Raw genomic sequence first — 25,947 nt, forward strand, 5'->3', positions numbered from 1 at the left:
CGGCGGCCGGTGGACTACAGCTTGCGCAGGGAGAGTTTCTGCACCTTGTGGTCGGGGCCCTTGCGCAGGATCAGGGTCGCGCGGCCGCGGGTGGGCAGCACGTTCTCCAGCAGGTTGGGCTGGTTGATGGCGCGCCAGGTGTGGCGGCCGTACTCCATGGCCTCCACCTCGGAGACCTCGGTGTAGCGGTGGAAGTACGACAGCGGGTTCTGGAAGGCGGTCTCGCGCAGCTGGCGGAAGCGCGCCAGGTACCACTGCTCGATGTCCTCGGTGCGCGCGTCCACGTACACGCTGAAGTCGAAGTAGTCGGCGAGCGCGACCCGGGTGCGGCCGTCCTTGCCCGGCAGGGCGGGCTGCAGGACGTTCAGGCCCTCGACGATGAGGATGTCCGGGCGCCGGACGACCAGCTCCTCGTCGGGCACGATGTCGTAGATCAGGTGCGAGTAGACGGGCGCGCGCACCTCGTCCTTGCCGGCCTTCACGTCGGCCACGAAGCGCGTCAGGGCGCGCCGGTCGTACGACTCGGGGAAGCCCTTGCGGGACATCAGCCCGCGACGCTGGAGCTCGGCCTTGGGGAGCAGGAAGCCGTCGGTGGTGACCAGTTCCACCCGCGGGTGCTCCGGCCAGCGGGCGAGCAGCGCCTTCAGGATGCGCGCGGTGGTCGACTTGCCGACCGCGACGCTGCCGGCGACCCCGATGACGAAGGGCGTGCCGGTCTGCGAGCCGTGGCCCTCCCCGGTGTCGTCGAGGAAGGTGTTGACGGCGCCGCGCAGTCCGTGGGTGGCGCCGACGTAGAGGTTGAGCAGCCGCGACAGCGGCAGGTAGACGTCGATCACCTCGTCCAGGTCGATGACGTCGCCGAGACCGCGCAGGCGCTCGACCTCGTCCGCGGTGAGCGGCAGCGGCGTGCGGTCGCGCAGCGCGCTCCACTCGGCCCGCGTCAGGTCGACGTACGGCGTGGGCTCGGCGCGGCGGCGCGTCGGGTGGGGGGAAATCGTCGGCGGCACGGATTCATTGTTGCGCCGCGGTGAACTGCGCTCACGCCGGGGTCGGCCGGGCCGGCGCCGGCGCCGGCGTCAGCGGTATGTCAGCCCGTTGTCAGTGGCGTCCGGGACAGTGGTGCGCAACGGAGCAAAACCGAGCGAACCATGACGGGGAGGACATCGCGGATGAGCTACGCGATCCAGGCGGAGGGCCTGGTCAAACGCTTCAAGGAGACCACGGCCCTGGCCGGCGTGGACCTGGCCGCGCGCAGCGGCACGGTGCTCGGCGTGCTCGGCCCCAACGGGGCGGGGAAGACCACGGCGGTGCGCATCCTGGCCACCCTGCTGCGGCCGGACGCCGGCCGGGCGCTCGTCGGCGGCCACGACGTGGTGCGGGAGGCCGGCGCCGTACGCGCGCTCGTCGGGCTCACCGGGCAGTACGCGGCCGTGGACGAGATGCTCACCGGCCACGAGAACCTGCTGATGATCGCCCGGCTGCTGGGCCTGCCGCGCCGTGAGGCCCGCGCCCGGGCGACGCGGCTGCTGGAGGAGTTCCGGCTCGCCGACGCCGGCGGCCGGGCCGCCAAGACGTACTCCGGCGGCATGCGGCGCCGCCTCGACCTTGCCGCCAGCCTGGTCGGCCGGCCGCGGGTGCTCTTCCTCGACGAGCCCACCACCGGCCTGGACCCGCACAGCCGCAACGAGCTGTGGGACATCGTCCGTGGCCTGGTCGGGGACGGTACGACGGTGCTGCTGACCACGCAGTACCTGGAGGAGGCCGACCAGCTCGCCGACGACATCGCGGTCATCGACCGCGGCCGGGTGATCGCCGAGGGCACCCCCGACGGGCTCAAGGAGCAGGTCGGCGGCCAGGTTCTGCAGGTGCGGCCGATGGCCGCGGCGGAGCTGGAGAAGGTCCACGCGATGGTCTCGGTGGTCGCCGGGCCCGGCGCGAAGATCGAGTCCGGCCTGGTCACCGCTGCGGTGAACGACCCGGAGCTGATGCCCGCCGTCGTACGGCGGCTGGACGAGGCCGGGGTGCGGGTGAGCGAGCTCACGCTGCGCCGCTCCAGCCTCGACGAGGTGTTCCTGTCCCTCACCGGGCACCGCGCGGTGAAGGAGACGACGACGGACGAGGACAAGACGGAGGCCCTGGTATGAGCGCCGTGACCGCGGACCTGATGCCGGTCGCCAAGGTCCGGCTCCGCGACGGGCTGCAGCAGACCTGCACCCTCGCCTGGCGCAACCTGGTGCAGATCAAGCACAACCCGATGGAGCTGATGGACCTCAGCGTCCAGCCCGTCATGTTCGTGCTGCTCTTCACCTACGTCTTCGGCGGCCAGATGGCCGGATCGCCCGACGCCTACCTGCAGTACGCGCTGCCCGGGATCATCGTGCAGAACGCCCTCTTCGCGACCATGAACACCGCGATGGGCCTCAACATCGACCTCACCAAGGGCGTCCTGGACCGGTTGCGCTCGCTGCCGATCGCCCGTTCCGCGCCGCTCATGGGGCGGGTCGTGGCGGACCTCGGCAAGCAACTGTGGTCGCTGCTGCTGATGCTGGGCCTGGGCGTGCTCATGGGCTTCGACGTGGACGGCGGCGTGCCCGGCGTACTGGGCGCGGCGGGCCTGCTGCTGGCCTTCGCGGTCGCCATGTCCTGGATGACGCTGCTGATCGGGATGCTGGTCTCCGAGCCGGAGAAGGTGATGACCTTCGGCTTCGTGCTGGTCATGCCGCTCACCTTCACCTCCAGCGCCTTCGTGCGCGCGGACACCATGCCCGGCTGGCTCAGGGCGTGGGCGGACGTGAACCCGGTCACCCGCCTGGCCGACGCCGTACGGGGATTGATGACCGGCTCCGGTGCGGTCGCCGGACCGGTCATGTGGTCGCTGCTGTGGGCCGCGGGGATCGCGGTGGTCTTCGTCCCGCTGGTGATGCGCGCCTACCGCGCGCGCAGCTGAACGCGCTTCCCGGGATGCCCCGGACCGTCCCGGTCCGGGGCCCACCGGCGTCCGCCGTCGGGTTCGACGTCCGCCGTCCGCCGCCTAGAGTTCTTCCCATGTGCGGAATCGTTGGATACGTGGGCGGCCAGTCCGCCCTCGACGTCGTCATCGCGGGTCTGAAGCGCCTGGAGTACCGGGGGTACGACTCGGCGGGCGTCGCCGTCCTCGCCGACGGCGGGCTCGCCGCGGCCAAGAGGGCCGGGAAGCTCGCCAACCTGGAGAAGCTGCTGGACGAGCGTCCGCTGCCGAGCGGCCCCGCCGGGATCGGGCACACCCGCTGGGCCACCCACGGCGGCCCCACGGACGCCAACGCGCACCCGCACCTGGACAACGCGGGCCGGGTCGCCGTCGTCCACAACGGCATCATCGAGAACTTCGCCGCCCTGCGCGCCGAACTCGCCGAGCGCGGCCACGACCTGCTCTCCGAGACCGACACCGAGGTCGTCTCCCACCTCCTCGCCGAGGCCTACTCCTCCACCGGGGACCTCGCCGAGGCCATGCGCCAGGTCTGCGGCCGCCTCGACGGCGCCTTCACCCTGGTGGCCGTCCACGCCGACGAGCCCGACGTCGTGGTCGGCGCCCGCCGCAACTCCCCGCTCGTCGTGGGCGTCGGCGACGGCGAGAACTTCCTCGCCTCCGACGTCGCGGCCTTCATCGCGTACACCCGCGAGGCCATCGAGCTCGGCCAGGACCAGGTCGTGGAGCTGCGCCGCGGGGGCGTCACCGTCACCGACTTCGAGGGCAAGCCCGCCGACGTCCGGCCGTACCACATCGACTGGGACGCCTCCGCCGCCGAGAAGGGCGGCTACGACTACTTCATGCTCAAGGAGATCGCCGAGCAGCCCAAGGCCGTCGCCGACACGCTGCTGGGCCGGATCGACGCGAGCGGACTGCTGACCCTCGACGAGGTACGGATCCCCGCCTCCGTGCTGCGCGAGGTCGACAAGATCGTCATCGTCGCCTGCGGCACCGCCTTCCACGCCGGAATGATCGCCAAGTACGCGATCGAGCACTGGACCCGCATCCCCTGCGAGGTGGAGCTCGCCAGCGAGTTCCGCTACCGCGACCCGATCCTGGCCCCGCGCAGCCTGGTGGTCGCCATCAGCCAGTCCGGCGAGACCATGGACACCCTCATGGCCCTGCGGCACGCCCGCGAGCAGGGCTCCAAGGTGCTGGCCATCTGCAACACCAACGGCTCCACCATCCCGCGCGAGTCCGACGCGGTGCTCTACACCCACGCCGGCCCCGAGGTCGCCGTCGCCTCCACGAAGGCGTTCCTCACCCAGGTCGTCGCCTGCTACCTCGTCGCCCTCTACCTGGGCCAGGTGCGCGGCACGAAGTGGGGCGACGAGATCCTCGCCGTCATCCGCGAGCTCTCCCAGATCTCCCGTCAGGTCGAGCAGGTCCTGGAGACCATGGAGCCGGTCCGCGAACTGGCCCGCTCCCTCAAGGACAAGAACACCGTCCTCTTCCTCGGCCGCCACGTGGGCTACCCCGTCGCCCTGGAGGGCGCGCTCAAGCTCAAGGAACTCGCCTACATGCACGCCGAGGGCTTCGCCGCCGGCGAGCTCAAGCACGGCCCCATCGCGCTGATCGAGGAGGACCTCCCCGTCGTCGTGGTCGTGCCGTCGCCGCGCGGGCGCTCGGTGCTGCACGACAAGATCGTCTCCAACATCCAGGAGATCCGGGCCCGCGGGGCGCGCACCATCGTCATCGCGGAGGAGGGCGACGAGTCCGTCGTCCCCTACGCCGACCACCTGGTGCGGGTGCCGCAGACCCCGACGCTGCTGCAGCCGCTGGTCGCGACGGTGCCGCTGCAGGTCTTCGCGTGCGAACTGGCCACGGCCCGCGGCAACGAGGTCGACCAGCCGCGGAACCTCGCGAAGTCCGTCACGGTCGAGTGAGCACGCCGTGATCATCGGGGTGGGCATCGACGTCGCCGAGATCGACCGCTTCGAGCAGTCCCTGGAGCGCACGCCCGGTCTGGCCGAGCGGCTCTTCCTCCCCGGCGAGCTCCACCTCCCCAGTGGGGCCCGCCGGGGCGGCGCCTCCCTCGCGGCGCGGTTCGCCGCGAAGGAGGCGGTCGCGAAGGCGCTGGGGGCGCCCGGTGGGCTGCACTGGTCGGACGCGGAGGTCGTCACGGAGGATTCGGGGCAGCCGCGGCTCATCGTCCGGGGGACGGTGGCGGCGCGGGCCGAGCAGTTGGGGGTGCGGACGTTCCACGTCTCGCTCAGCCACGACGCGGGGGTCGCGTCCGCGGTGGTCATCGCCGAGGGCTGACCCGGTCCGGCCTACCCCGTGTCGCCGCGTGCGGGGCGTTTGTTCTTGCGGTTTCCCTTGCGGCCGGGTGTCTGTGTGCGGGTTGCTTACGCCTGCGGCGGGCATCCCCCGCCCGCCCTCCCTCCCCCAGCCTTCGGCGGGGGGACCCCCATCCGGCGCGGTCGGTGCGGGTCTCGCAACGTGTGCCTGAGTCGGTGCCGCGCCGGCGCACTCCCCCAGCCTTCGGCCGGGGGCCCCCACAGCGCTCGCGGTTTACCCCGACATCGTTTGGCACCCGGGTCCGCCGCTCGTCTCCCCCAGCCTTCGGCCGGGGGGACCCCCATGGGCGCACCCCGCCGCACCCCCTCCCGTTGTGTGGGCGCATGACGGCCGGTGGGGGTGAGTAAGGCACTTGCGGCAACCCCGGACCGCTCTCTGAACCTCGTCCGGCCGTTAGTCGCCTCGACCGGCAGGAGGGGGTGTGGCGGGGTGCCCCCGCAGGCGACGAGCGGTGGGCGCGGGGCCGGATGATGTTGGGCAGCGCCGCGAGCGCCGAGGTGGGGGTCCCCCCGGCCGAAGGCTGGGGGCGTGCCCCGGCGCGGCACCGACCCCACAACGACCGCGCGAGGCGGTCACTGACCGCGCCGGATGGGGGTCCCCCCGGCCGAAGGCTGGGGGAGGGCGGGAGGGCGGGTGGACGCCCGCCGCAGGCGCAAACAACCCGCACACAAACACCCGGGCAGCCCGGCGCAGCCGCCCGCAGGCGGTACGCACCCGCGCACAGCCACCGGCCGGGCAGAGACGGACCGCGCACGGCGCGCAACCACGGCCCCGCGGTGGGAACATGGCCCCATGCGGGTGGCGTACAGCGTGGAGACCGTACGGGCGGCGGAGCGGGCGCTCATGGCGCGGGTTCCGGAGGGGGCTCTGATGCAGCGGGCGGCGGCCGGGCTGGCGGCCGCGTGCGCGAACGCGCTCGGCACCGGGGGCGGGGTCTACGCGGCCCGCGTCGTCGTGCTGGCCGGGAGCGGGGACAACGGCGGCGACGCGCTGTACGCGGGGGCGCGCCTGGCGCGGCGCGGGGCGGGGGTGACCGCCGTCCTGGTGGCGCCGCAGAAGGCGCACCGCGGTGGCCTGGCGGCCCTGCGCGCCGCGGGCGGCCGTGCGGTCGCCCCGGACGACGTGGACGCGGTGGCTCTGATACACCGCGCCGACCTCGTGCTGGACGGCATCGTGGGCATCGGGGGCAAGGGCGGGCTGCGCCCCGAGGCGGTGCCGCTGGCGGAGGCCGCGCACGCGTCCCGGGCGGTCGTGGTCGCCGTGGACCTCCCCAGCGGGGTGGACGCCGACAGCGGCGAGGTCCGGGGCGTGGCGGTGCGGGCCGACATGACGGTGACGTTCGGGACGTACAAGCCGGGCCTGCTCGTGGACCCGGCCGCCGAGCACGCCGGCGCCCTGCGCCTGGTGGACATCGGCCTCGGCCCCTGTCTGGACGGCACCGCGCCCGACCTGGAGGCGCTGCAGCACGCCGACGTCGCCGCCCTCCTGCCGGGCCCGGACGCCGAGAGCGACAAGTACCGGCGTGGCGTGATCGGCGTCGTCGCGGGCTCGGAGCGCTACCCCGGGGCCGCCGTGCTCGCGGTGGCGGGGGCGCTGCGGGCGGGCGCGGGGGCCGTGCGGTACGTGGGCCCAGGGGCGCGGGCCGTGCTGGCCCGCTTCCCGGAGACGCTGGTGTCGGCCGGGCCGCCGCACAAGGCCGGCCGGGTGCAGGCCTGGGTGGTGGGCCCCGGGCTGGGCGACGGGCCGGAGGCGCGGCGCTCGGTGGACGACGTGCTCGCCTCGGACGTGCCCGTGCTCGTCGACGCGGACGGCCTGCGGCTGCTGGACCGGGCCGTGGTGCGCTCCCGCGCCGCGGGCACCGTGCTGACCCCGCACGCGGGGGAGGCGGCGGCGCTGCTCGGTGTGGCCCGCGAGGAGGTGGAGGCGGCGCGGCTGGACCATGTACGGAGGCTGGCCGAGGCGTTCGGCGCCACGGCGCTGCTGAAGGGCTCCACGACGCTCGTCGCGTCCCCGGAGCCGGGGGTGCCGGTCCGGGTCAATCCCACGGGGACGTCCTGGCTGGCCACGGCCGGCAGCGGTGACGTGCTCTCCGGTATCACCGGGTCCCTGCTGGCCGCCGGGCTCGCCCCGCGCGACGCGGCTTCCGTCGGCGCCTACCTGCACGGTCTGTCGGCGCGGGTCGCCGCGGGCCCGGTGGGCGCGCCGATCGCCGCGCACGACGTGGCCGCCGCCCTTCCTGACGCCTGGCGCGACATCAGGTCCTGATCCGCCGTCAATCAACTGGGCGAAACGGGTGGAGTCCGCCGACGTGGTGTTCCGCCGGGCGGCCGCACGTCAATTTGTGTGTTCATGGGAACGTATGCCAGAAGCAGGGTCCGGTTGCTCACCGCGGCAGTGGTCGCCCTTGCCGCACTCGGTGCGCACACGACGGCCGCCGCGGACGACGACTGGCCGGTGCCGGTGGACCGGCTCGTCCCCGGGGTCCCCTTCGGCCCTGCCGCCTCCCGGCAGGTCGACACCCCCGACCAGGGTGCGCTGCCCCGCACGATCGGCATGGCACCGACCGGGCCCACGCGCAGCGCCGTGCTCTCCGAGGACGAGGGCGAGGACTGGGTGGATCCGCAGCTGGTGGAGTTCGTGCCCGCCAAGGACGTCGAGCGGGCGCGTACGTTCCAGCAGGAGCGGGCCGCCGAGGAGGAGGATCAGGACCCGTACTACGAGGAGGACGAGGAGGACGGGTCGAACCCGGAGCCCGCCGAGTACTGCACGTCCTTCACCGGCCCCTACCAGCGCGAGGTCGAGAAGCGGCTGCGGCTGCGTGTGAACGGCAGGCAGTCCGAGGCCGACTGCTCGGAGATCCGCCGTTACCAGAAGTCCAAGGGCATCGTGCCCGCCACCGGCTTCGCGGGCCCCACCACCTGGGGCTACCTCCGTCTCGACGAGGCCACCAGGAAGGGCCCCAACGCCTCCCGCCGGTGCCCGGCGCCGGCCCGGGGCAAGCGCATCGTCTGCATCGACCTCAACCGCCAGCTGCTGTGGGTGCAGAGCAGCAGCACCAAGGTCGTCTTCGGCCCCGTCGCCATCCGCAGCGGCCGCACCGGCTACCTCACCCGTACCGGCCGCTTCTCCGTCTACTGGCGCCACAAGGACCACGTCTCCGACATCTACGACGCCCCGATGCCCTACAGCCAGTTCTTCAGCGGCGGCCAGGCGATGCACGCCACTCCCGGGAGCGTCTACAAGGCGCCCGGATCGCACGGCTGCATCAACCTGTCCAACCGCAACGCGCGCCTGCTGTGGAACGTCCTGAAGATCCAGGAGGCGGTGTACGTGTGGGGCAGGAAGCCCGCCACGTGACGGCGGCACGGGGCCGGCCTGAGACACTGGGCGCGATGGATGAGACGAATCTGCGCGCCCAGGCCACGATCGACCTCGCCGCCCTGCGGTCCAACGTCGCGGCGCTGCGCGCCCGCGCACCCCGCTCCGGGCTGATGGCCGTGGTCAAGGCGGACGCCTACGGCCACGGGATGGTGCCGTGTGCCCGGGCCGCCCTGGAGGCGGGCGCGGGCTGGCTCGGCACGGCGACGCCCGACGAGGCGCTGGCCCTGCGCGCAGCCGGGATCACGGCCCCCGTGCTGTGCTGGCTGTGGACGCCGGGAGGGCCCTGGCGGGCCGCCGTGGAGGCGGACGTCGACGTGACGGTCAGCGCGCCGTGGGCGCTGCGCGAGGTCGCGGAGGCCGCCGCGGCCGCGGGCCGGACCGCGCGCGTCCAGCTGAAGGCCGACACGGGTCTGGGCCGCAACGGCGCCCAGCCCGCGGAGTGGCCCGACCTCGTCGCCGCCGCCCGCGCCGCCGAGACCGAGGGCCTGGTCAAGGTCACCGGGCTGTGGTCGCACTTCGCGTGCGCCGACGAGCCCGGCCACCCCTCCATCGCGGCGCAGCTCGCCGTCTTCCACAGCGCTCTGGAGACCGCGGAGCGCGCCGGGTTGCGCCCCGAGGTCCGGCACATGGCGAACTCCCCGGCCACGCTGACCCTGCCCGAGGCGCACTTCGACCTGGTCAGGACCGGGGTGGCGATGTACGGGATCTCGCCGGTCCCGCAGGTCGGCGGCCCGGCCGACTTCGGGCTGCGCCCGGTGATGACGCTGTCGGCGCGACTGGCCTCGGCCAAGCGCGTCCCCGGCGGCCACGGGGTCTCCTACGGGCACCACTACACGACGCCCGGCGAGACGACCCTCGCCCTGGTGCCCGTCGGGTACGCCGACGGCGTCCCGCGGCACGCCTCGGGCACCGGCCCGGTGCTGGTGGCGGGCAAGTGGCGGACGGTCGCCGGGCGGGTGGCGATGGACCAGTTCGTGGTCGACCTCGGGGGCGACGGGGCCGACGCGGGTGACGAGGCAGTACTGTTCGGCCCTGGTGACCGCGGTGAGCCGACCGCCGAGGACTGGGCACGGGCGGCGGGCACCATCGCATACGAGATCGTCACTCGGATCGGGACCCGGGTGCCGCGCGTCTACGTGGGTACGTAAACGCGTAGCCAAGGGGAAGCAGCGATACGACCATGACCGAGAGCGGTAGGGCAACGGGGGCGGCGATCGAGGCGGTGGCCGAAGCGGCCGCCGCTTCCGGTCGCTGGCAGCGCGCCGGGATCGTCGGCGCGGCCGTGGGCGTCGTCGCGGCGGGTGCCGCCGCGGGGGTGGCGCTGGAGCGGGCCACGGTGGGCCGGGGGATGCGCAAACGCGCCCGGCTCGCCCTCGACCTGGCCGGGCCGTACGGCTCGCTGCGCGGGATGCCGGGCAGGGTCGCCGCGGAGGACGGCACCGAGATCTACTACGAGGTCGAGGAGGCGGACCCGGCGGCGATCGACGCGGCCGCGCCGACGCGACGCTGGCAGTTCTTCCGCCGCAGCGGCCAGGCGCCGCCGCTGACCGTGGTCTTCAGCCACGGGTACTGCCTCAACCAGGACTCCTGGCACTTCCAGCGCGCCGCGCTGCGCGGGGCGATACGCGCCGTCTACTGGGACCAGCGCAGCCACGGCCGCTCCGGCCGGGGCAAGGACCAGGCGGACGGCGAGCCCGCCACGATCGACCAGCTCGGCCGCGACCTGAAGGCGGTGATCGACGCCGCCGCGCCGGAGGGCCCGTTGGTGCTCGTCGGGCACTCCATGGGGGGCATGACGGTCATGGCGTTCGCCGACCAGTTCCCCGAGGTGGTGGCCGAGCGCGTGGCCGGCTTCGCCTTCGTCGGCACGTCCTCCGGCAAGCTGGCCAGCGTGACGCTGGGCCTGCCGGCGGCCGGCGCGCGGGCGCTGCGGGCGCTGGCGCCGGGGGTGCTGCGGATCCTGGGCACCCAGGTCGACCTGGTGGAACGGGGGCGCCGGGCGACGGCCGACCTCTTCGCCGGGATCATCAAGCGCTACTCCTTCGGCTCCGAGGTGGACCCGGGCGTCGCGCGCTTCGCCGAGCGGATGATCGAGTCGACCCCGATCGACGTCGTCGCCGAGTTCTACCCGGCCTTCACCGAGCACGAGAAGAGCGAGGCCCTGGACGTGCTGGACGGCCTGCCCGGGCTCGTACTGGCCGGGGACAAGGACCTGCTGACGCCCAGTGAGCACAGCCGGGCCATCGCCGAGCGCCTGCCGGACACCGAGCTGGTGGTGGTGCCCGGGGCCGGGCACCTGGTGATGCTGGAGCACCCCGAGCTGGTCAACACGCACCTGGCGGCGCTGCTCGCCGAGGCGGCCGACGCCTCGCGCGCAGCGGTCCCGCAGGCGCTGCGCGAACTGGCGGTGCCGCCGCCCGCCGGGCCGGGCAGGGCGGACCGCGTGGTCTCCGGCGGCGCGTAGCATTCGGGCACATGGGCATGGAAGCCATCGGCATGGAAGCGATCCGGGTCACCGTCAAGACCCCCGACCAGATGCGCGAGCTGGGGCGCCGTCTCGCGCCGCTACTGCGCGCCGGCGACCTCGTCGTCCTCAGCGGTGACCTGGGAGCGGGCAAGACCACGCTGACCCGTGGCCTGGGCGAGGGCCTGGGCGTCCGGGGCGCGGTGACGTCGCCGACCTTCGTGATCGCGCGGGTGCACCCCTCGCTGGGCGGCGGCCCCGCCCTGGTGCACGTGGACGCGTACCGGCTGACCGGCGGCCTCGACGAGATGGAGGACCTGGACCTCGACGTCTCGCTGCCGGAGTCGGTGGTCGTGGTCGAGTGGGGCGAGGGCAAGGTCGAGGAGCTCTCCGACGACCGGCTGCAGCTGGTGATCCACCGCGCGGTGGGCGAGGTCGCCGCGAACGGGCAGGAGGACCACGACGTGCGCGAGGTCGTCGTGACCGGGGTCGGCGGGCGCTGGGCCGGTGAGGACCTGGCGGGCCTCGGCGTCTGAGCGCGTAACCGTTCCGACAAGGTGTCGGGAAGATGTTGCGTACGGCACGTCCCCCGTGTTCTGCTGGAGTCCAGGAGTCGGTTAGGGCTGCCTAACCCGACCCCCGTCGGACCCAGGAGGCATCCATGTCGGCCCACACGGCCCCGGAGCCGGAGCCGGGTTACTCGATGCAGGCGCTGCTGGCGGCGGCCGCGGCGGCGAACGCGGTGTGCACCCCGCCGGGGGAGCCCGAGGAGCCGGAACCGGACACGGCGCAGGACGAACCCACGCGGCGCCCCGAGGCGGACGCGGCCTAGGCGCACGCCGCCCAGGCGGAGGCCGGCCGGACCGGTCCGGCCGGGCAGCGGGACACGAGGTGCCCGCCCGCCGGGTGAACCCGGGAGGCGTTCACTCGTCCGGGGGAAATCAGCGCACGACGACGATCTTGGTGTTCACGGTCGCGAACTTCCACAGCGCCGCCCCGTCCTTCCGCTTCTCGCGGATGCCGCCGGTCTGCTGACCCGGGGGCGGGGCGTCGGGCAGGGAGCCGTCCTTCGCCGCGCTGAAGCCGATCACCACGCTGTCCACGGTCGTGAACCGCACCACGTTCTCGACGGCCACGCCGTCGCCGCCGACGCTGGCGGCGCTGCGGGAGGTCACGGAGTAGGTGCCGGGGGCGGGGTCCACGGTGCCGGGGACGACCCCGTACGTGGTGCGCACCTTCCCGTCGTCGCCGACCAGCCACACGCGGTCCGCGCGCAGCGAGTACACGACCCTGCTGCCGGTGCCGGAGGCCGCGGGGAGCTCGTCCGTCCGCTTCGGCGAGGGCGAGGCGGAGGCCGCCAGGGAGGTGTCGCGGCCGCCGGTGTCCGTGGGACGGACGCCCTTGGTCATCTCACTGGCGGAGCTGGAGGCCTGGACGGCGAGCACGCCGACGGCGGCCAGAGCGGCTGCGGTCAGTCCGGTCACGATCGTCCCTGAACCGATCCTTGCCACGGCTTTCCTCCGGAGGTGGGCGTCACGCTGGGTTGACGTTAGCAGCCGGGCCGCACGCCGACGGGAGCGCCGTCCCGGGCCGCGGTGGTGCCTCCGTCCTGGCAGGGCCACCCCGGTGAACGCCGTAGGCTGAACGCGTGCTGCTGCTTGCCTTCGATACCGCAACCCCCGCCGTGACGGTCGCCCTGCACGACGGCCGGCGCGTGCTCGCCGAGTCGACGGAGATCGACGCGAGACGGCACGGGGAGCTGCTGATGCCCGCCGTGGACCGTGTGCTGCGGGAGGCGGGGACCGGACTGGGCGACGTGACCGGGATCGTGGTCGGGGTCGGCCCCGGCCCGTACACGGGGCTGCGCGTCGGGCTGGTGACTGCGGTCTCCTTCTCCGACGTGCTCGGCGTCCCCGTCCACGGGATCTGCACCCTCGACGGGCTGGCCTACGCCGCCGGGATCGAGGGGCCGTTCGTCGTGGCGACGGACGCGCGCCGCAAGGAGGTCTACTGGGCCCGGTACGAGGGCCCGCGGGCCCGGGTGACCGACCCGGCCGTGGACCGGCCCGGCGACATCGCCGGCGAGGTCGCCGGGGTGCCCGCGGTCGGCGCGGGCGCCGCCCTCTACCCCGAGGCCTTCACCGACGTCCGCCCGCCCGCCGACCAGTCCGCCGCCGCGCTGGCCGCGCTCGCCGCCGTGAAGCTGGCGGACGGCGAGGACTTCCTCCCCGCGCTGCCGCTCTACCTGCGCCGCCCGGACGCCCAGGTGCCGGCCGGTTACAAGGCGGTCCTGCCGAAGTGACCGCGCTGATGCGCGAGATGCGCTGGTGGGACCTGGACCCGGTGATGGAGCTGGAGCACCGGCTCTTCCCGGACGACGCGTGGTCGCGCGGCATGTTCTGGTCCGAACTGGCCGACGCGCGGCACCCGTCGGCGACCCGGCACTACGTCGTGGCCGAGGACGAGGCCGGGCGGATCATCGGCTACGGGGGCCTGGCCGCCGTCGGCGGCACCGGGGACGTGCAGACCATCGGCGTCGCCCCCGAGCAGTGGGGCACCGGCCTCGGCGCGCTGCTGCTCGGGGAACTGCTGCGCCAGGCCACCGCCTTCGAGTGCCACGAGGTGCTGCTGGAGGTGCGGGTCGACAACGTCCGCGCCCAGCGGCTGTACGCGCGCTTCGGCTTCGAGCCGATCGGCTTCCGCCGCGGCTACTACCAGCCGGGCAACGTCGACGCGCTCGTGATGAGGCTCGGCGAGCTGCCGGCATCCCCTGACGTACCGGGACTACAAGGAACAGAGACCACCCATGGCTGACGAGCCCCTTGTCCTCGGCATCGAGACGTCCTGCGACGAGACCGGTGTCGGCATCGTGCGTGGGCACACCCTGCTGGCCGACGCGATCGCGTCCAGCGTGGACGAGCACGCCCGTTTCGGCGGCGTCGTCCCCGAGGTCGCCAGCCGCGCGCACCTGGAGGCGATGGTCCCCACGATCCAGCGCGCGCTGAAGGAGGCCGGCGTCGCCGCCTCCGACCTCGACGGGATCGCCGTCACCGCCGGCCCCGGACTCGCGGGCGCGTTGCTGGTCGGCGTGTCCGCGGCCAAGGCGTACGCCTACGCGCTCGGCAAGCCGCTGTACGGGGTCAACCACCTGGCCTCCCACATCTGCGTGGACCAGCTGGAGCACGGGCCGCTGCCCGAGCCGACGATGGCGCTGCTGGTGTCCGGCGGCCACTCGTCGCTGCTGCTGGCCCCTGACATCACCGGCGACGTGCGCCCGCTGGGCTCCACCATCGACGACGCGGCGGGCGAGGCCTTCGACAAGGTCGCCCGCGTGCTGGGCCTCGGCTTCCCCGGCGGCCCGGCCATCGACCGCGCGGCCCGCGAGGGCGACCCGGACGCGATCCGCTTCCCCCGCGGCCTGACCGGCTCCCGCGACCCGCTCTACGACTTCTCCTTCTCCGGCCTGAAGACGGCCGTGGCCCGGTGGATCGAGTCCAAGCGCCGGGAGGGCGTGGAGGTGCCGGTCGCGGACGTGTCCGCGTCCTTCCAGGAAGCCGTCGTCGACGTCCTCACCCGCAAGGCGATCCGGGCCTGCAAGGACAACGCCGTCGACCACCTGATGATCGGCGGCGGCGTCGCGGCCAACAGCCGGCTGCGCTCGCTGGCGCAGGAGCGCTGCGAGGACGCGGGCATCGTCCTGCGCGTGCCGCGCCCCAAGCTGTGCACCGACAACGGCGCCATGGTCGCGGCCCTCGGCGCGGAGATGGTGGCCCGCGGCCGGCCGTCCTCCACGTGGGACCTGCCGGCGGACTCCTCGCTGCAGGTGACGGACGTGTCCGTGCCCGGCCACACGCACGACCACGACCACGACCATCTCCACGAGCTCAGCAAGGACAACCTCTACTCGTGACCGTCGCCCTGATGTGGGAGGCCCGCGCCGTCGAAGGGCGCGGGCCCGAGCTGCTGGCGTGGGCCCGCGAACGGACGCTGTCCCCGGCCCCGCTGCGCCGCGAGACCTTCTCCGCCCCCCAGGACCGGGTCCTGGTCATCACCTGGTGGGACGCCCCGTACGACGCGGAGCTGCCCGAGCTGCCCGAGCCCGGCAACGGCCTGGCCCGGCGGGCCGTCCACCGCTGGCGCTTCGAGTCGGTGGGGGACACGGCCTAGCCCCGGGGGGCGGGAGGGCCGGTCGTATGATGAGTCCGGCGTCGATCGCAACCGGGCTTCTGCTCGGCGCCGCCCCCGAGCAGGCGTCCTGCCGGACGACCGGTGTCCGGGAGGCGTTCTCGCAGGTGGCGAAGTAGTGACCGATTCCGGCTGTGCCGTCCTCTTCGATCTCGACGGCGTCCTCCTCGACAGCCGGCGGGCGATGCGACAGGCGATCCTCGACGTCGCCCGCGCCGCCCTGGGCGAGCCCGTCGACGAGAGCCGTCTGCCGGCCGGACTCGACCACCTTCCCCATCACGAACTCCTGGCGCGTCTCGGCGTGACCGACGAGGAGACCGTGTTCGGAGCCTCCTGGGAGGACGCGCTCACCCTCGCCACGTGGGGTGCGTCGCCGTTCCCGGGCGCCGTCGGCGTGCTGCGCGACCTCGCGGCCTCCGGTACGGCGATCGGGGTGGTGACCATGCAGCCCGCGAGCCGGGTGGCGCGGCTCGTCCCCGCGGAGCTGTCCGCGCACTTCGGCGTGGTGGTCGGATGGGGCGACGCGGCGCCCAAGCCCTCCGGGGAGGGGATCCTGCTCGCGCTCGACCGTCTCGGGGTGCCGCCCGGCCGTGCCTGCTTCGTGGGCGACAGCCCTTCCGACGTCGTCGCCGCGGCGTCCGCCGGGATCCCGTCGATCGGCGCGGTCTGGGGGTACACCGGCCCCGCGCTGGGCAGCTGCGACCCCACCGTCCTCGCCGGCGCCCTCACCGACGTGCCGGGCGCCGCGCGGCGCCTGCTGCGGCGGACGTAGCGCCTCAGCCGCGGACCGGGCCGCCCACCAGCATGCTCGGGGCGCCCGCGACACGGGTGAGGAAGACCGTGGCCGCGTGGGGGCCCTGGGGCTTGACGCGGCGGCGCACCTCCTCCGGCTCGACGGCCGAGCCGCGCTTCTTGACGGTCAGCACGCCGACCTCGCGTTCGCGCAGCAGGGCCTTGAGCCGCTTGAGGTTGAAAGGCAGCACGTCGGTGATCTCGTAGGCGGTCGCGTACGGCGTCGTGTGCGGCTCGTCCGAGGTGACGTACGCGATGGTCCCGTCGATCAGCCCGCCGCCGACCTGCGCCGCCACGTCGGCCACCATGTGGGCCCGGATGACCGCGCCGTCCGGCTCGTACAGCCAGCGCCCCACGGGGCGCACCTGGGGGTCGGGCAGCCCGGCGGCGGGCAGCGTGGCGCCCGACGGCAGGAGGGTCGCGCGGCGGGCGCCCGGTGTGGTGCCGAACCACAGCACGGCCTCCTTCACGTCGCCGTGGTCGGAGACCCATTCCGCCTCGGCGTCCTCCGGCACGGCCTCGTGCGGGATCCCCGGCGCCACCTTCACGGCGGCCAGCGGCGCCCTCCGCGCCGCCGCCACCGCCCACGACAGCGGCGGGGAGTACGCCTCGGGGTCGAAGATCCTGCCCCGTCCGCCACGCCGGGCGGGGTCGGCGAACACCGCGTCGAAGCCGTCCGTGGCGGTCTGCGTCACATCGGCGCAGCGCACCTCGATCAGGTCGGCCAGCCCCAGCGCCTCGGCGTTCGCCCGCACCACCGCGCAGGTCAGCGGGGAGCGGTCGACCGCCAGCACCTTCACCCCGGCGCGGGCCAGCGGGACGGCGTCCCCGCCGATCCCGCAGCACAGGTCCGCCAGCCGCCGCACCCCGAGCGCGGCGAACCGCTCCGCCCGGTGCCGGGCGACGGAGGCGCGCGTCGACTGCTCGACCCCGTCGGGTGTGAAGTACATCCGGTACGCGTCCTCCCCGAACTTCGCCGCCGCCCGCTGCCGCAGCCGGGCCTGCGTCAGCGCCGCCGCCACCAGCCCGGCGTCGTGCTCCCGCCGCAGCCGTGTCGCGGCCGCCAGTTCGGCGGCGGGGTCGTAGTCCCGCAGGGAGGTCAGCAGCGACTGCCCCTCGTCGGTCAGGAGAGCCGAGAACGCGTCAAGATCCACGCCGTCCATTGTCCCGCGGCACCGGTGCGTGCTGGACTTGCCCGGTACGTGGAGGACGAGGGGGGACGGATGACGGCCGTGCTCAGCACGGAATGGGACTCCTTACGGCAGCGGGCCACGCTGAGCGCCGGAGCACCCGGCGGCGCCGCCCCGGTGGAGCGTGTGGACGCGCGGACCCGGGCGGAACTGCTCGGGCGGCTGCGCTGGGAGGTCCTCCAGGGCGGCGGCCTCTTCCTGGCCTACTCCCAGTTGCTCGACGGCGCCGCCTTCGCCGTGCTGCGGCCCGCCGAACTCCTCGACGAGCTCGCGCTGCGCGCCGTCGGCGGCGGGGCGATGATGCCGATCCGGGTCAACGCCCGCGACGCGGACCTGGCGGGGCAGCTCGTCGCACTCCTCTCCCGCGGCTTCCTCTTCTCCTCCCTGCCGCTCCCCGACGACCGGTGCCTGCGCCTGCAGCACGAGCTCGCCGTCCGCGCCGACCCGGCCGCCGCCGCCGCGAGGCTCGCGGCGGAGGGTCCGGCCGCCACGGCGGACCGGCTGCTCGCGGCGACCGGGGTCCTCGGCACCCCGTTGCGGCGGCGCATGGTCACCCGCTGGGACGACTGGCTGCAGGCGGCAGGACGCGGCCAGCTGGAGGTCAGCCCGCTGCGGCCGGCCGACTACGGGGCCGCGTACGCCGTGCAGCCCCCGCCCCCGCCCGGGGCGCTCGCCGGTGACGCGGGACGGGCCGTGCTGGCCGCGTGGACCGGCGGGGAGCTCGACGTGGACGGCATGCCCCACCGCAGCCGCGTGCACGAGCGGCTGGACGCCTTGCTGCACGACCCCGACCCGGACGTGCGGGCCGACGGGCGGACGCTGCGCGACGCCTTCGACGAGACGTACTACCGGGCGATCGCCGCCGGTGAGGGGTGCGCGCTCGGGGTGAGCGCCACCCGGCACGGCGTACCGCGGGCGGAGGCCGAGGCGCTGGGGGAGCGGACCCAGGTGGTGGCCTGGCCGACCCGCTTCGAGCTGCGGCTCGGGCTGCTGACCGCGGCGCAGTGGCAGCGCTTCACCGACGACGCCGCGGACGCCCTCGCGGCGTGGTGGGAGCGGCAGGACCTCGCCGCGCTCCAGGAGGTCGGCGACCTGCTCGGCGGACGGACCAAGGAGCCCCCGGAAGGCCGCGGGGACGAGGTGCCGGTGACCCGCGTGCGGCGCGTCGCGCGGGCGGTCCGCGGGCTCGGCGCCGAGTCCCTGGCGGCGGGCGGGCTGAGCGCCGCCGCGGGGGTGCTCGGCCAGGGGGCGCTCGGTTCGTTCGCGGCCGGCGCGGCCGGTGCCCTGACGCCCGTGCTCGTCGCCGCCGTGACCGCGGGGCTGCCGCGCCTGCGGGACTACCGGGGCCGGTACGACGTGATGGAGTTCCCGGCGACCCCGCGGGGGGCGGTCTGATGGACGGCGAGGCGGCACGTACCGGGAGCCGCAAGGCGTACGGCGACGCCGAGGGCGGGCGGTGGTGCGAGGTCCACCTCGACACCTACCGGCTGCCGTCCGGGGCGGAGGTCGAGCTGCACCGGGTCCGGGTCGGCGGCGGTCGCACAGGTGTCGTGGTCCTCGCCCGGCGGGGTGAGGACGTGCTGATGGTCCGTCAGTGGCGGCCTGCGGTGGGACGCTGGGCCTGGGAGCTGCCGCGCGGCTTCGGCGAGGCCGACCCCGCCGCCGACGCGCTGCGCGAGCTCGCCGAGGAGACCGGGCTGGTGGGCTCGGCGGCGACGGTGGTGGCGGTCCTGGACGTCGACTCCGGGCTGCTGGAGAGCCAGGTGGCCGTCGTCGAGGTGGCCGTCGCCGGGGACGCCGTGGCCGGGCCCGGTGCCGCCGGGGACGGCGAGGTCGCCGAGGCGCGCTGGTGGGGCCCGGACGACATCGCGGGGGCGGTCCGCTCGGGCGAGCTGCGCGACGGGTTCACCCTTGCCGCGCTCGGCGCGTGGAGCGCCGTCCGCCGGTGAGCGGCACGGGCGCGCCGGGCCCGGAACCGCGCGTCCGGGCACCCCGTTCCCCCCGGGGGAGCGCGGATCGTGCGGCGCGGCGTTGGCACTCCGCTTGACCGAGTGCTAAGCGCGTCCTAATCTCGGACCTGGCACTCAGCCATGCCGAGTGCCAGAACAAACGCGACGGGCAGGTCCGGCACCCGCGACGACGGGCCTACCAGGTCGCCACCCCAGACAGACACTCCCGTGAGCCCTTTGAAGGGGGAGGTCGGATCGTGACGACCACCAGCACCAAGGTTGCCATCAAGCCGCTCGAGGACCGCATCGTGGTCCAGCCGCTGGATGCCGAGCAGACCACCGCCTCCGGCCTGGTCATCCCGGACACCGCCAAGGAGAAGCCCCAGGAGGGCGTCGTCCTGGCCGTCGGCCCGGGTCGCTTCGAGGACGGCAACCGCATCCCGCTCGACGTCAAGGTCGGCGACATCGTGCTGTACAGCAAGTACGGCGGCACCGAGGTCAAGTACAGCGGCGAGGAGTACCTCGTCCTCTCGGCTCGCGACGTCCTCGCGATCGTCGAGAAGTAAATCCGGCGCCGCTCGTAACCGAGAAATGCCGTGACCACGCCCCGGGCACACCGAGTCCTCGCACGGACCGGGGACCCGGGGCGCGGTCTTTGACGAGAACCCAAAGACGAGGAATTCCGCCGGTATGGCCAAGATCCTGAAGTTCGACGAGGACGCCCGTCGCGCCCTCGAGCGTGGCGTCAACAAGCTCGCCGACACCGTGAAGGTGACGATCGGCCCCAAGGGCCGCAACGTCGTCATCGACAAGAAGTTCGGCGCCCCGACCATCACCAACGACGGTGTGACCATCGCGCGTGAGGTCGAGATCGACGACCCGTACGAGAACCTCGGCGCGCAGCTGGTGAAGGAGGTGGCGACCAAGACCAACGACATCGCGGGTGACGGCACCACCACCGCCACCGTGCTCGCCCAGGCGCTGGTCCGCGAGGGTCTGCGCAACGTCGCCGCCGGCGCCTCCCCGGCCGCCCTGAAGAAGGGCATCGACGCCGCCGTCAAGGCCGTCTCGGACGAGCTGCTCGCGACCGCCCGCCCCATCGAGGGCAAGGACGACGTCGCCGCCGTCGCCGCGCTGTCCGCCCAGGACAAGCAGGTCGGCGAGCTGATCGCCGAGGCGATCGACAAGGTCGGCAAGGACGGTGTCATCACCGTCGAGGAGTCCAACACCTTCGGCCTGGAGCTGGACTTCACCGAGGGCATGGCCTTCGACAAGGGTTACCTGTCGCCGTACTTCGTGACGGACCAGGAGCGCCAGGAGGCCGTCCTGGAGGACCCGTACATCCTCATCACCCAGGGCAAGATCTCCTCCATCCAGGACCTGCTCCCGCTGCTGGAGAAGATCCTGCAGGCCGGTGCCTCCAAGCCGCTGCTGATCATCGCCGAGGACGTCGAGGGCGAGGCCCTGTCGACCCTGGTGGTCAACAAGATCCGCGGCACCTTCAACGCGGTCGCGGTCAAGGCCCCCGGCTTCGGCGACCGCCGCAAGGCCATGCTCGGTGACATCGCCACCCTCACCGGCGGCACCGTCGTCGCCGAGGAGGTCGGCCTCAAGCTCGACCAGGTCGGCCTGGACGTGCTCGGCACCGCCCGCCGCGTGACCGTCACCAAGGACGACACCACCGTCGTCGACGGCGCCGGCGAGTCCTCGGAGATCACCGGCCGGATCAACCAGATCAAGGCCGAGATCGCCTCGACCGACTCCGACTGGGACCGCGAGAAGCTCCAGGAGCGCCTCGCCAAGCTGGCCGGCGGCGTGTGCGTCATCCGCGTCGGCGCGGCCACCGAGGTCGAGCTCAAGGAGAAGAAGCACCGTCTGGAGGACGCCATCTCCGCGACCCGCGCCGCGGTCGAGGAGGGCATCGTCTCCGGTGGTGGCTCCGCGCTCGTCCACGCGGTCAAGGTGCTGGACGACAACCTCGGCAAGACCGGCGACGAGGCCACTGGTGTGGCGGTCGTCCGCCGCGCCGCGGTCGAGCCGCTGCGCTGGATCGCCGAGAACGCCGGCCTGGAGGGCTACGTCATCACCTCCAAGGTCGCCGAGCTGGAGAAGGGCCACGGCTTCAACGCCGCGACCGGCGAGTACGGCGACCTGGTGAAGTCCGGCGTCATCGACCCGGTCAAGGTCACCCGCTCCGCCCTGGAGAACGCCGCCTCCATCGCCTCCCTGCTCCTCACCACCGAGACCCTCGTGGTGGAGAAGAAGGAGGAGGAGCCCGCCGAGGCCGGTCACGGTCACGGCCACGGCCACTCCCACTGAGCTGGACCGCGAAGGCCCCCGTTCCCGGCCGGGAACGGGGGCCTTCGGGCTGTGACGGCCAGGGACGGCCAGGGACGGCCCACGCCGCCTCGACGGCCGGTCTCAGTCGCGGGGGTAGGCCGGACCGAAGCGCCTCCCCGCCTTCGACGAGACGCGGCCGAGCGCCCCGCTCGGCGCCAGCCTGGCCGCCGCCACCGCGACCTTGTAGCGGGGGTCGGGCACGCTGAGGGAGCGGCCGCGGGCCAGGTCGCGCAGGGCCGCGGCGACCACCTTGTCGGCGTCCAGCCACGCCCAGGAGGGGATGCCGCCGGTGTCCATCCCGGCCCGCTGGTGGAACTCGGTGCGGACGAAGCCCGGGCACAGCGCCAGCAGCCGCACCCCGGTGCCCGCCAGGTCGCGGGCCACGCCCTGGGTGAAGCTGACGACCCACGCCTTGCTGGCCCCGTACGTGCCGCGCGGCACGAAGGCCGCCACCGAGGCCACGTTGATCACGAAGCCGCGCCCGCGCTCCCGCATGGCGCCGGTCGCGGCGCCGGTCAGCCGCAGCACCGCCTCGCAGTGCACCTTGAGCATGGTCAGCTCATCGGCCATCGGCACGTCGCCGAAGCCGCCCCGGTTGCCGAAGCCCGCGTTGTTGACCAGCACGTCGACCGGGCGTTCGCGGTCGCGGAGCCGTGCCTCGACCGTCTCGATGCCCTTGTCCGCCGACAGGTCGGCGGGCAGCACCTCGACGGTCACCCCGTACGCGCGCCGCAGGTCCTGCGCGCACTCCTCCAGCCGCTGCTCGTCGCGGGCGACCAGGACGAGGGCGTGACCGTCCCCCGCCAGCCGGCGCGCGAACGCCGCGCCGATCCCCGCGGTGGCTCCCGTGATCAGTGAAGTCGTCATGCCCCGCAGGCTAGTGAGCCCCCGTACGTCCGCGGGCCGCGGCGCGCACGTCCTGTGGGAGCGCGTCCGCCGCCAGCAACCGGGGGAGCAGCGCGGGCTCCAGGGTGACCGCGCGGAAGGTCAGCGCGACGGTGACCTCGTGGTCCGGGCGGTGGACGACCTCGACCCGGTCGCCCGCCCGGACCTCCCCGGGTTCCGCGACCCGGAGGTAGGCACCGGGCAGCGCGGCGCGGGTGAACGTCTTGATCCAGCCGCCCTGTTCCAGCCAGCCCTGGAATGTGGCGCAGGGGATCCGGGGGCAGGACACCTCCAGGACGGCGCCGCCCGGTCCGCCGATCCGCCAGCGTTCCCCGATCAGGGCCTGGTTGACGTCCGGCCCCGAGGTGGTCAGGTTCTCCCCGAACATGCCGTTGCGCAGCGGCAGGTCGAGTTCGCGTTCCCAGGTGTCGAGGTCCTCGCGTGCGTAGGCGTAGACCGCCTGGTCGGTACCGCCGTGGTGCGCCACGTCGTACACCCGGTCGCCGGCGAGGCCGACCGCGCCGGTGCCCTTGGGGCCCGGTGCGGTCACCGCCACCGGGCCCGGCACCGGGAGCTTGTCGATGCCGGTCGTCCCGCTGGTCTTCCACGGGTTCGGACGGGGCCGGCCCACGTTCACCGAGAGCAGCTTCATCCCGTGACCGTACGGCTCCCGCCCTGCACCCGGCGAGGTCTTTTCCGGCGACCGGCACCAGCCGCCACGAGCCCCGCCCTCCGGGCGGACGGCGCTATTCATCAGACACGCCCTAGCCCGCGAGCACCCGGAGCAGCCGGTCGACGTCCGCCTCGGTGTTGTACAGGTGGAAGGCCGCCCGCAGGTTCCCCGCGCGGGCCGAGACGCGGATGCCGGCGGCGGCCAGCCGCTCCGCCGCGTCGCCCAGGCCCGGGACGGCCACGATCGCCGAGGCCTGCGCGCCGGAGGGCACCGGCTTGTGGCCGAGCCCCAGCAGGCCCGCCCGGAAGCGCTCGGCCAGCGCGACGTCGTGGGCGCCGATGGCCTCGACGCCCAGCTCCTCGACGAGCCCCAGCGAGGCCGCCCCGGCCAGGTACGGCAGCAGCGGCGGCATCACGTCGAACCGCCGGGCGGAACGCGCGAGGTGCGCGACCGGCCCGTAGCAGTCGCCCCAGGGGTCCTCGGCCGCGTACCAGCCGGCGAAGTGCGGCGACAGCCCGTCCTCGGCGCCCTCCCGCACGGTCAGGAAGGACACCCCGCGCGGGGCGAGCAGCCACTTGTAGCCGCCGCACACGACGTAGTCGAGGCCGTCCGCGCGCAGCGGGAGCCAGCCGACCGCCTGGGTGGCGTCGACGAGCACGCGCGCCCCGTGCCGCGACGCGGCCTCGCGGACCGCCGCGAGGTCGGCGACCCGGCCGTCCGCGGACTGCACCGCGCTGACCGCGACGAGGCCGGTGGTGGGACGTACGGCGTCGGCGAGCGCCTCCAGGGGCACGGTGCGCATCACGACGTCGGCGCGGGAGGCGAAGGGGTTGACCAGCGAGCTGAAGTCGCCGTCGGCCAGCACGACTTCGGCCCCGGCGGGGAGGGCCGCGGCGATCATGCCGACGTGCGTGGTGACCGAGGAGCCGACCGCGACGCGGTCGGCGGCGACCCCGGTGAGGCGGGCGTAGGCGGCGCGGGCGGCGCCCAGGACGCGCTCGTCGCGCACCCAGTCGTCGGTGCCGTCGGACCAGGCGGCCACGGCGGTGCGCAGCGCCTCGACGGAGCGGAGCGGGCCGATGCCCGAGGAGGCGGTGTTGAGGTAGGTGATCCCGGCGTCCAGCGCGAATTCCCCGGCGATGTCCATGGTTCCTCAGCCTGCGCCCCGGGCTGCCCAAAGTCCATCATCGATCACTGAACGCCACCCCCAAGGAACGCTTGTGCTCGGGGCGTGTTCGAGGCCCGCCACCTCCGTGTGCTGCGCGCCGTGGCCCGTACCGGCTCGCTGTCGGGCGCCGCGCGGGAGGGCTGCACCCAGCCGGCGGTCAGCCAGCAGATGAAGGCGCTGGAGCTCGCCGCGGGCACCCCGCTGCTGGTCCGAGGTGGGCGGACTACCCGGCTGACCGAGGCGGGCGAGGCGCTGACCCGGCACGCGAGCGGCATCCTGGCGGGGCTGGCCGCCGCGGAGGAGGAGGTCGCGGCCATCGGGGGCCTGCGCGCCGGGCGGGTGCGGTTGGTGACGTTCCCGAGCGCGGGGCCGTCCCCGGTTCCCACCGCGCCGGCCGCGATGCGCGCCGCGCACCCGGACGTACGGATCACGCCGGCCCAGGCGCAGCCGCCGCGGGCGGTGGAAATGCTGCGTGCCGGTGAGTGCGAACTGGCGCTGGCCTACCGCTACGAGGACGAGGGCGAGGGCGGCGGCGATCGGGCGGCCGCGTGGGAGGGGCTGCTGGTGCGGCCACTGCTGTCCGACCGGCTCTTCGCGGTGCTCCCCGCCGGGCACCCGCTGGCGCGCGGGGGTGGTCCGGTGCGGTTGTCCGACCTCGCGGACGAACCGTGGATCGCGGGCTGCCCGCACTGCCGCCGGCACCTGGTCGAGCTGTGCGGGCGGGAGGGTTTCGAGCCGCGCATCGACTTCGCCACGGACGACTACCCGGCGGCCGGTCGGCCTGGTGGCCTCGGGCATGGACGTCTCGGCGCAGCCGGGCCTCGCGCTGGAGGCGGTACGGCTGCCCGCAGTGGCCGTGCGCGAACTCCGGCCGGCCGTACGCCGTGACGTGGCCGCGGTGACGCTGCCCGACCTGGCCCAGGTGCCGGCCGTCGACATGATGCTGGGGCGGCTGCGTCTCGCGGCTCTGCGCGACCGCCCTTCGGTCTGAGTCCGCGCGCAGGCGGACGTCCGTCGTTGTGGTGAAACGTTTCCTCTGTGGCTGATGTCCGGTGGGTCAGTGACTGCCGGTGGCGTGCGAGCTCATGACCCGGTTGCGGGACCGGCCCATCATCTCCTCGCGCTCGTCCTCGGTGAGTCCGCCCCAGACCCCGTAGGGTTCGCGGACCGTCAGAGCGTGCGTCGCGCATTCGGCGCGGACGGGGCAGCGCATGCACACCTCCTTCGCCGCCGCCTCACGCGCGCTCCGGGCAGCGCCGCGCTCTCCCTCGGGGTGGAAGAACAGGGAGCTGTCGACACCGCGGCAGGCGGCGACGAGCTGCCAGTCCCAGAGGTCGGCGTTCGGGCCCGGGAGGCGGGAGAAGTCTGCCATTGCTCATCTCCTCGAGAGGTGGGCTGCAGGGACACCGTCCAGGCGCGAAGCTCTGGGAGGGTGCTGTCGACGTTACATCTACTGTCGAAGTAGATGTAAATATGATTCATCACAAAATCGCCAACGAACTCCCGCCATGCGGGTAAAAAGCCTCCAAACAGGCAAAATCTGACATTGCCCCCCGGTCGGCGGCTGATGTGTGCTGCAAGCGGGCGCCCGTTGTGCGGGTTTTTGGGGCCC

General features: G+C 74.1%; 26 protein-coding genes and 1 pseudogene. 20 read left to right on the forward strand and 7 right to left on the reverse strand.

Going from position 1 to position 25,947, the window contains the following annotated elements; translation table 11 throughout:
- Positions 1-14: 14 nt before the first annotated feature.
- The gene (coaA, locus tag ABZ312_RS10820; protein ID WP_500328131.1) at positions 15-1,007 is read right to left on the reverse strand and encodes a type I pantothenate kinase; all 993 of its coding nucleotides are present in this window, start codon (positions 1,005-1,007) and stop codon (positions 15-17) included.
- 162 nt (positions 1,008-1,169) lie between these two features.
- Here coaA and ABZ312_RS10825 point away from each other — a divergent pair, with 162 nt between their 5' ends.
- From ABZ312_RS10825 to ABZ312_RS10870, 10 genes are all read left to right on the forward strand, one after another.
- Positions 1,170-2,144 carry an ATP-binding cassette domain-containing protein gene (locus tag ABZ312_RS10825; protein WP_500328130.1) on the forward strand — a complete coding sequence of 325 codons (975 nt, stop codon included), beginning with the start codon at positions 1,170-1,172 and terminating at the stop codon, positions 2,142-2,144.
- Positions 2,141-2,947, forward strand: coding sequence for an ABC transporter permease (locus tag ABZ312_RS10830; protein WP_500328129.1), 807 nt, complete (start codon positions 2,141-2,143; stop codon positions 2,945-2,947). The genes ABZ312_RS10825 and ABZ312_RS10830 overlap by 4 nt, the downstream gene beginning before the upstream one ends.
- Before the next feature lie 98 nt (positions 2,948-3,045).
- Positions 3,046-4,893 (forward strand): glutamine--fructose-6-phosphate transaminase (isomerizing), encoded by a 1,848-nt coding sequence (gene glmS / locus ABZ312_RS10835; RefSeq protein ID WP_500328128.1) that lies wholly within the window; start codon positions 3,046-3,048, stop codon positions 4,891-4,893.
- Positions 4,894-4,900: 7 nt separating this feature from the next.
- Positions 4,901-5,269, forward strand: a complete 369-nt coding sequence (locus ABZ312_RS10840) for a holo-ACP synthase (protein WP_500328127.1) — start codon at positions 4,901-4,903, stop codon at positions 5,267-5,269.
- An 831-nt stretch (positions 5,270-6,100) separates the two neighbouring features.
- On the forward strand, positions 6,101-7,573 hold the full coding sequence (locus tag ABZ312_RS10845) for an NAD(P)H-hydrate dehydratase (RefSeq protein ID WP_500437230.1): 1,473 nt from the start codon (positions 6,101-6,103) through the stop codon (positions 7,571-7,573).
- Positions 7,574-7,687: 114 nt separating this feature from the next.
- The gene (locus ABZ312_RS10850; protein WP_500328125.1) at positions 7,688-8,665 is read left to right on the forward strand and encodes a L,D-transpeptidase; all 978 of its coding nucleotides are present in this window, start codon (positions 7,688-7,690) and stop codon (positions 8,663-8,665) included.
- Positions 8,666-8,700: 35 nt separating this feature from the next.
- Positions 8,701-9,837: an alanine racemase gene (alr, locus tag ABZ312_RS10855; protein WP_500328124.1), complete on the forward strand. Its 1,137-nt coding sequence runs from the start codon at positions 8,701-8,703 to the stop codon at positions 9,835-9,837.
- Positions 9,838-9,869: 32 nt separating this feature from the next.
- Entirely contained in the window at positions 9,870-11,153 is a 1,284-nt protein-coding gene (locus ABZ312_RS10860) for an alpha/beta fold hydrolase (RefSeq protein WP_500328123.1), read from the forward strand.
- Positions 11,154-11,164: 11 nt separating this feature from the next.
- Positions 11,165-11,689: a tRNA (adenosine(37)-N6)-threonylcarbamoyltransferase complex ATPase subunit type 1 TsaE gene (tsaE, locus tag ABZ312_RS10865; protein ID WP_499513452.1), complete on the forward strand. Its 525-nt coding sequence runs from the start codon at positions 11,165-11,167 to the stop codon at positions 11,687-11,689.
- A gap of 125 nt (positions 11,690-11,814) precedes the next feature.
- Positions 11,815-11,985: a hypothetical protein gene (locus ABZ312_RS10870; RefSeq protein ID WP_500328121.1), complete on the forward strand. Its 171-nt coding sequence runs from the start codon at positions 11,815-11,817 to the stop codon at positions 11,983-11,985.
- A 109-nt stretch (positions 11,986-12,094) separates the two neighbouring features.
- Here ABZ312_RS10870 and ABZ312_RS10875 read toward each other — a convergent pair whose 3' ends face one another.
- Entirely contained in the window at positions 12,095-12,637 is a 543-nt protein-coding gene (locus ABZ312_RS10875) for a hypothetical protein (RefSeq protein WP_500328120.1), read from the reverse strand.
- Positions 12,638-12,801: 164 nt separating this feature from the next.
- Here ABZ312_RS10875 and tsaB point away from each other — a divergent pair, with 164 nt between their 5' ends.
- The 5 genes from tsaB to ABZ312_RS10900 all read left to right on the forward strand — a co-directional run bounded on the left by tsaB (position 12,802) and on the right by ABZ312_RS10900 (position 16,110).
- The gene (tsaB, locus tag ABZ312_RS10880) at positions 12,802-13,455 is read left to right on the forward strand and encodes a tRNA threonylcarbamoyladenosine biosynthesis protein TsaB (protein WP_499513455.1); all 654 of its coding nucleotides are present in this window, start codon (positions 12,802-12,804) and stop codon (positions 13,453-13,455) included.
- Positions 13,456-13,463: 8 nt separating this feature from the next.
- Positions 13,464-13,967: a ribosomal protein S18-alanine N-acetyltransferase gene (rimI, locus tag ABZ312_RS10885; RefSeq protein ID WP_500328203.1), complete on the forward strand. Its 504-nt coding sequence runs from the start codon at positions 13,464-13,466 to the stop codon at positions 13,965-13,967.
- Positions 13,960-15,063, forward strand: a complete 1,104-nt coding sequence (tsaD, locus tag ABZ312_RS10890; RefSeq protein ID WP_500328118.1) for a tRNA (adenosine(37)-N6)-threonylcarbamoyltransferase complex transferase subunit TsaD — start codon at positions 13,960-13,962, stop codon at positions 15,061-15,063. The genes rimI and tsaD overlap by 8 nt, the downstream gene beginning before the upstream one ends.
- On the forward strand, positions 15,060-15,320 hold the full coding sequence (locus ABZ312_RS10895) for a hypothetical protein (RefSeq protein WP_500328116.1): 261 nt from the start codon (positions 15,060-15,062) through the stop codon (positions 15,318-15,320). The genes tsaD and ABZ312_RS10895 overlap by 4 nt, the downstream gene beginning before the upstream one ends.
- 136 nt (positions 15,321-15,456) lie before the next feature.
- A complete protein-coding gene (locus ABZ312_RS10900; protein ID WP_500328115.1) occupies positions 15,457-16,110 on the forward strand; it encodes an HAD family hydrolase in 654 nt (217 codons plus the stop codon).
- Positions 16,111-16,114: 4 nt separating this feature from the next.
- Here the strand turns inward: ABZ312_RS10900 and ABZ312_RS10905 are convergent, their stop codons facing one another.
- Positions 16,115-17,293, reverse strand: coding sequence for a THUMP-like domain-containing protein (locus ABZ312_RS10905; protein WP_500328113.1), 1,179 nt, complete (start codon positions 17,291-17,293; stop codon positions 16,115-16,117).
- A gap of 69 nt (positions 17,294-17,362) precedes the next feature.
- Here ABZ312_RS10905 and ABZ312_RS10910 point away from each other — a divergent pair, with 69 nt between their 5' ends.
- From ABZ312_RS10910 to groL, 4 genes are all read left to right on the forward strand, one after another.
- Positions 17,363-18,715 (forward strand): hypothetical protein, encoded by a 1,353-nt coding sequence (locus ABZ312_RS10910; RefSeq protein ID WP_500437232.1) that lies wholly within the window; start codon positions 17,363-17,365, stop codon positions 18,713-18,715.
- Complete coding sequence (locus ABZ312_RS10915; RefSeq protein ID WP_500328110.1) at positions 18,715-19,269, forward strand: NUDIX domain-containing protein; 555 nt, start codon at positions 18,715-18,717, stop codon at positions 19,267-19,269. Before ABZ312_RS10910 ends, ABZ312_RS10915 begins: the two co-directional genes overlap by 1 nt.
- A 257-nt stretch (positions 19,270-19,526) precedes the next feature.
- The gene (groES, locus tag ABZ312_RS10920; protein WP_319158003.1) at positions 19,527-19,835 is read left to right on the forward strand and encodes a co-chaperone GroES; all 309 of its coding nucleotides are present in this window, start codon (positions 19,527-19,529) and stop codon (positions 19,833-19,835) included.
- A gap of 124 nt (positions 19,836-19,959) precedes the next feature.
- Complete coding sequence (groL, locus tag ABZ312_RS10925; RefSeq protein ID WP_500328108.1) at positions 19,960-21,588, forward strand: chaperonin GroEL; 1,629 nt, start codon at positions 19,960-19,962, stop codon at positions 21,586-21,588.
- Between the two features lie 102 nt (positions 21,589-21,690).
- On the opposite strand, the gene ABZ312_RS10930 is transcribed toward groL, so the two are convergent.
- From ABZ312_RS10930 to ABZ312_RS10940, 3 genes are all read right to left on the reverse strand, one after another.
- Positions 21,691-22,476, reverse strand: coding sequence for an SDR family NAD(P)-dependent oxidoreductase (locus ABZ312_RS10930; protein ID WP_500328107.1), 786 nt, complete (start codon positions 22,474-22,476; stop codon positions 21,691-21,693).
- 10 nt (positions 22,477-22,486) lie between these two features.
- A complete protein-coding gene (locus ABZ312_RS10935) occupies positions 22,487-23,146 on the reverse strand; it encodes an MOSC domain-containing protein (protein WP_500437234.1) in 660 nt (219 codons plus the stop codon).
- A 112-nt stretch (positions 23,147-23,258) separates the two neighbouring features.
- Positions 23,259-24,314 carry an aminotransferase class V-fold PLP-dependent enzyme gene (locus ABZ312_RS10940; protein ID WP_500328104.1) on the reverse strand — a complete coding sequence of 352 codons (1,056 nt, stop codon included), beginning with the start codon at positions 24,312-24,314 and terminating at the stop codon, positions 23,259-23,261.
- Positions 24,315-24,398: 84 nt separating this feature from the next.
- Here ABZ312_RS10940 and ABZ312_RS10945 point away from each other — a divergent pair.
- Positions 24,399-25,326 (forward strand): annotated as a pseudogene (locus tag ABZ312_RS10945) (LysR family transcriptional regulator).
- 66 nt (positions 25,327-25,392) lie between these two features.
- On the opposite strand, the gene ABZ312_RS10950 reads toward ABZ312_RS10945, so the two are convergent.
- On the reverse strand, positions 25,393-25,707 hold the full coding sequence (locus tag ABZ312_RS10950) for a WhiB family transcriptional regulator (RefSeq protein ID WP_319138961.1): 315 nt from the start codon (positions 25,705-25,707) through the stop codon (positions 25,393-25,395).
- Positions 25,708-25,947 lie beyond the last annotated feature (240 nt).

Origin of the sequence: Streptomyces sp. NPDC006207, from assembly GCF_040613835.1 — a bacterium.
Lineage (GTDB): Bacteria > Actinomycetota > Actinomycetes > Streptomycetales > Streptomycetaceae > Actinacidiphila.

Coding starts and splice junctions, on each gene's coding strand:
- ABZ312_RS10825 (WP_500328130.1), top strand. CDS start 1,170: ATGAGCTACGCGATCCAGGCGGAGGGCCTGGTCAAACGCTTCAAGGAG.
- ABZ312_RS10830 (WP_500328129.1), top strand. CDS start 2,141: ATGAGCGCCGTGACCGCGGACCTGATGCCGGTCGCCAAGGTCCGGCTC.
- glmS (WP_500328128.1), top strand. CDS start 3,046: ATGTGCGGAATCGTTGGATACGTGGGCGGCCAGTCCGCCCTCGACGTC.
- ABZ312_RS10845 (WP_500437230.1), top strand. CDS start 6,101: ATGCGGGTGGCGTACAGCGTGGAGACCGTACGGGCGGCGGAGCGGGCG.
- alr (WP_500328124.1), top strand. CDS start 8,701: ATGGATGAGACGAATCTGCGCGCCCAGGCCACGATCGACCTCGCCGCC.
- ABZ312_RS10860 (WP_500328123.1), top strand. CDS start 9,870: ATGACCGAGAGCGGTAGGGCAACGGGGGCGGCGATCGAGGCGGTGGCC.
- tsaE (WP_499513452.1), top strand. CDS start 11,165: ATGGGCATGGAAGCCATCGGCATGGAAGCGATCCGGGTCACCGTCAAG.
- ABZ312_RS10870 (WP_500328121.1), top strand. CDS start 11,815: ATGTCGGCCCACACGGCCCCGGAGCCGGAGCCGGGTTACTCGATGCAG.
- rimI (WP_500328203.1), top strand. CDS start 13,464: ATGCGCGAGATGCGCTGGTGGGACCTGGACCCGGTGATGGAGCTGGAG.
- tsaD (WP_500328118.1), top strand. CDS start 13,960: ATGGCTGACGAGCCCCTTGTCCTCGGCATCGAGACGTCCTGCGACGAG.
- ABZ312_RS10905 (WP_500328113.1), bottom strand. CDS start 17,293: ATGGACGGCGTGGATCTTGACGCGTTCTCGGCTCTCCTGACCGACGAG.
- ABZ312_RS10915 (WP_500328110.1), top strand. CDS start 18,715: ATGGACGGCGAGGCGGCACGTACCGGGAGCCGCAAGGCGTACGGCGAC.
- groL (WP_500328108.1), top strand. CDS start 19,960: ATGGCCAAGATCCTGAAGTTCGACGAGGACGCCCGTCGCGCCCTCGAG.
- ABZ312_RS10930 (WP_500328107.1), bottom strand. CDS start 22,476: ATGACGACTTCACTGATCACGGGAGCCACCGCGGGGATCGGCGCGGCG.
- ABZ312_RS10935 (WP_500437234.1), bottom strand. CDS start 23,146: ATGAAGCTGCTCTCGGTGAACGTGGGCCGGCCCCGTCCGAACCCGTGG.
- ABZ312_RS10940 (WP_500328104.1), bottom strand. CDS start 24,314: ATGGACATCGCCGGGGAATTCGCGCTGGACGCCGGGATCACCTACCTC.
- ABZ312_RS10950 (WP_319138961.1), bottom strand. CDS start 25,707: ATGGCAGACTTCTCCCGCCTCCCGGGCCCGAACGCCGACCTCTGGGAC.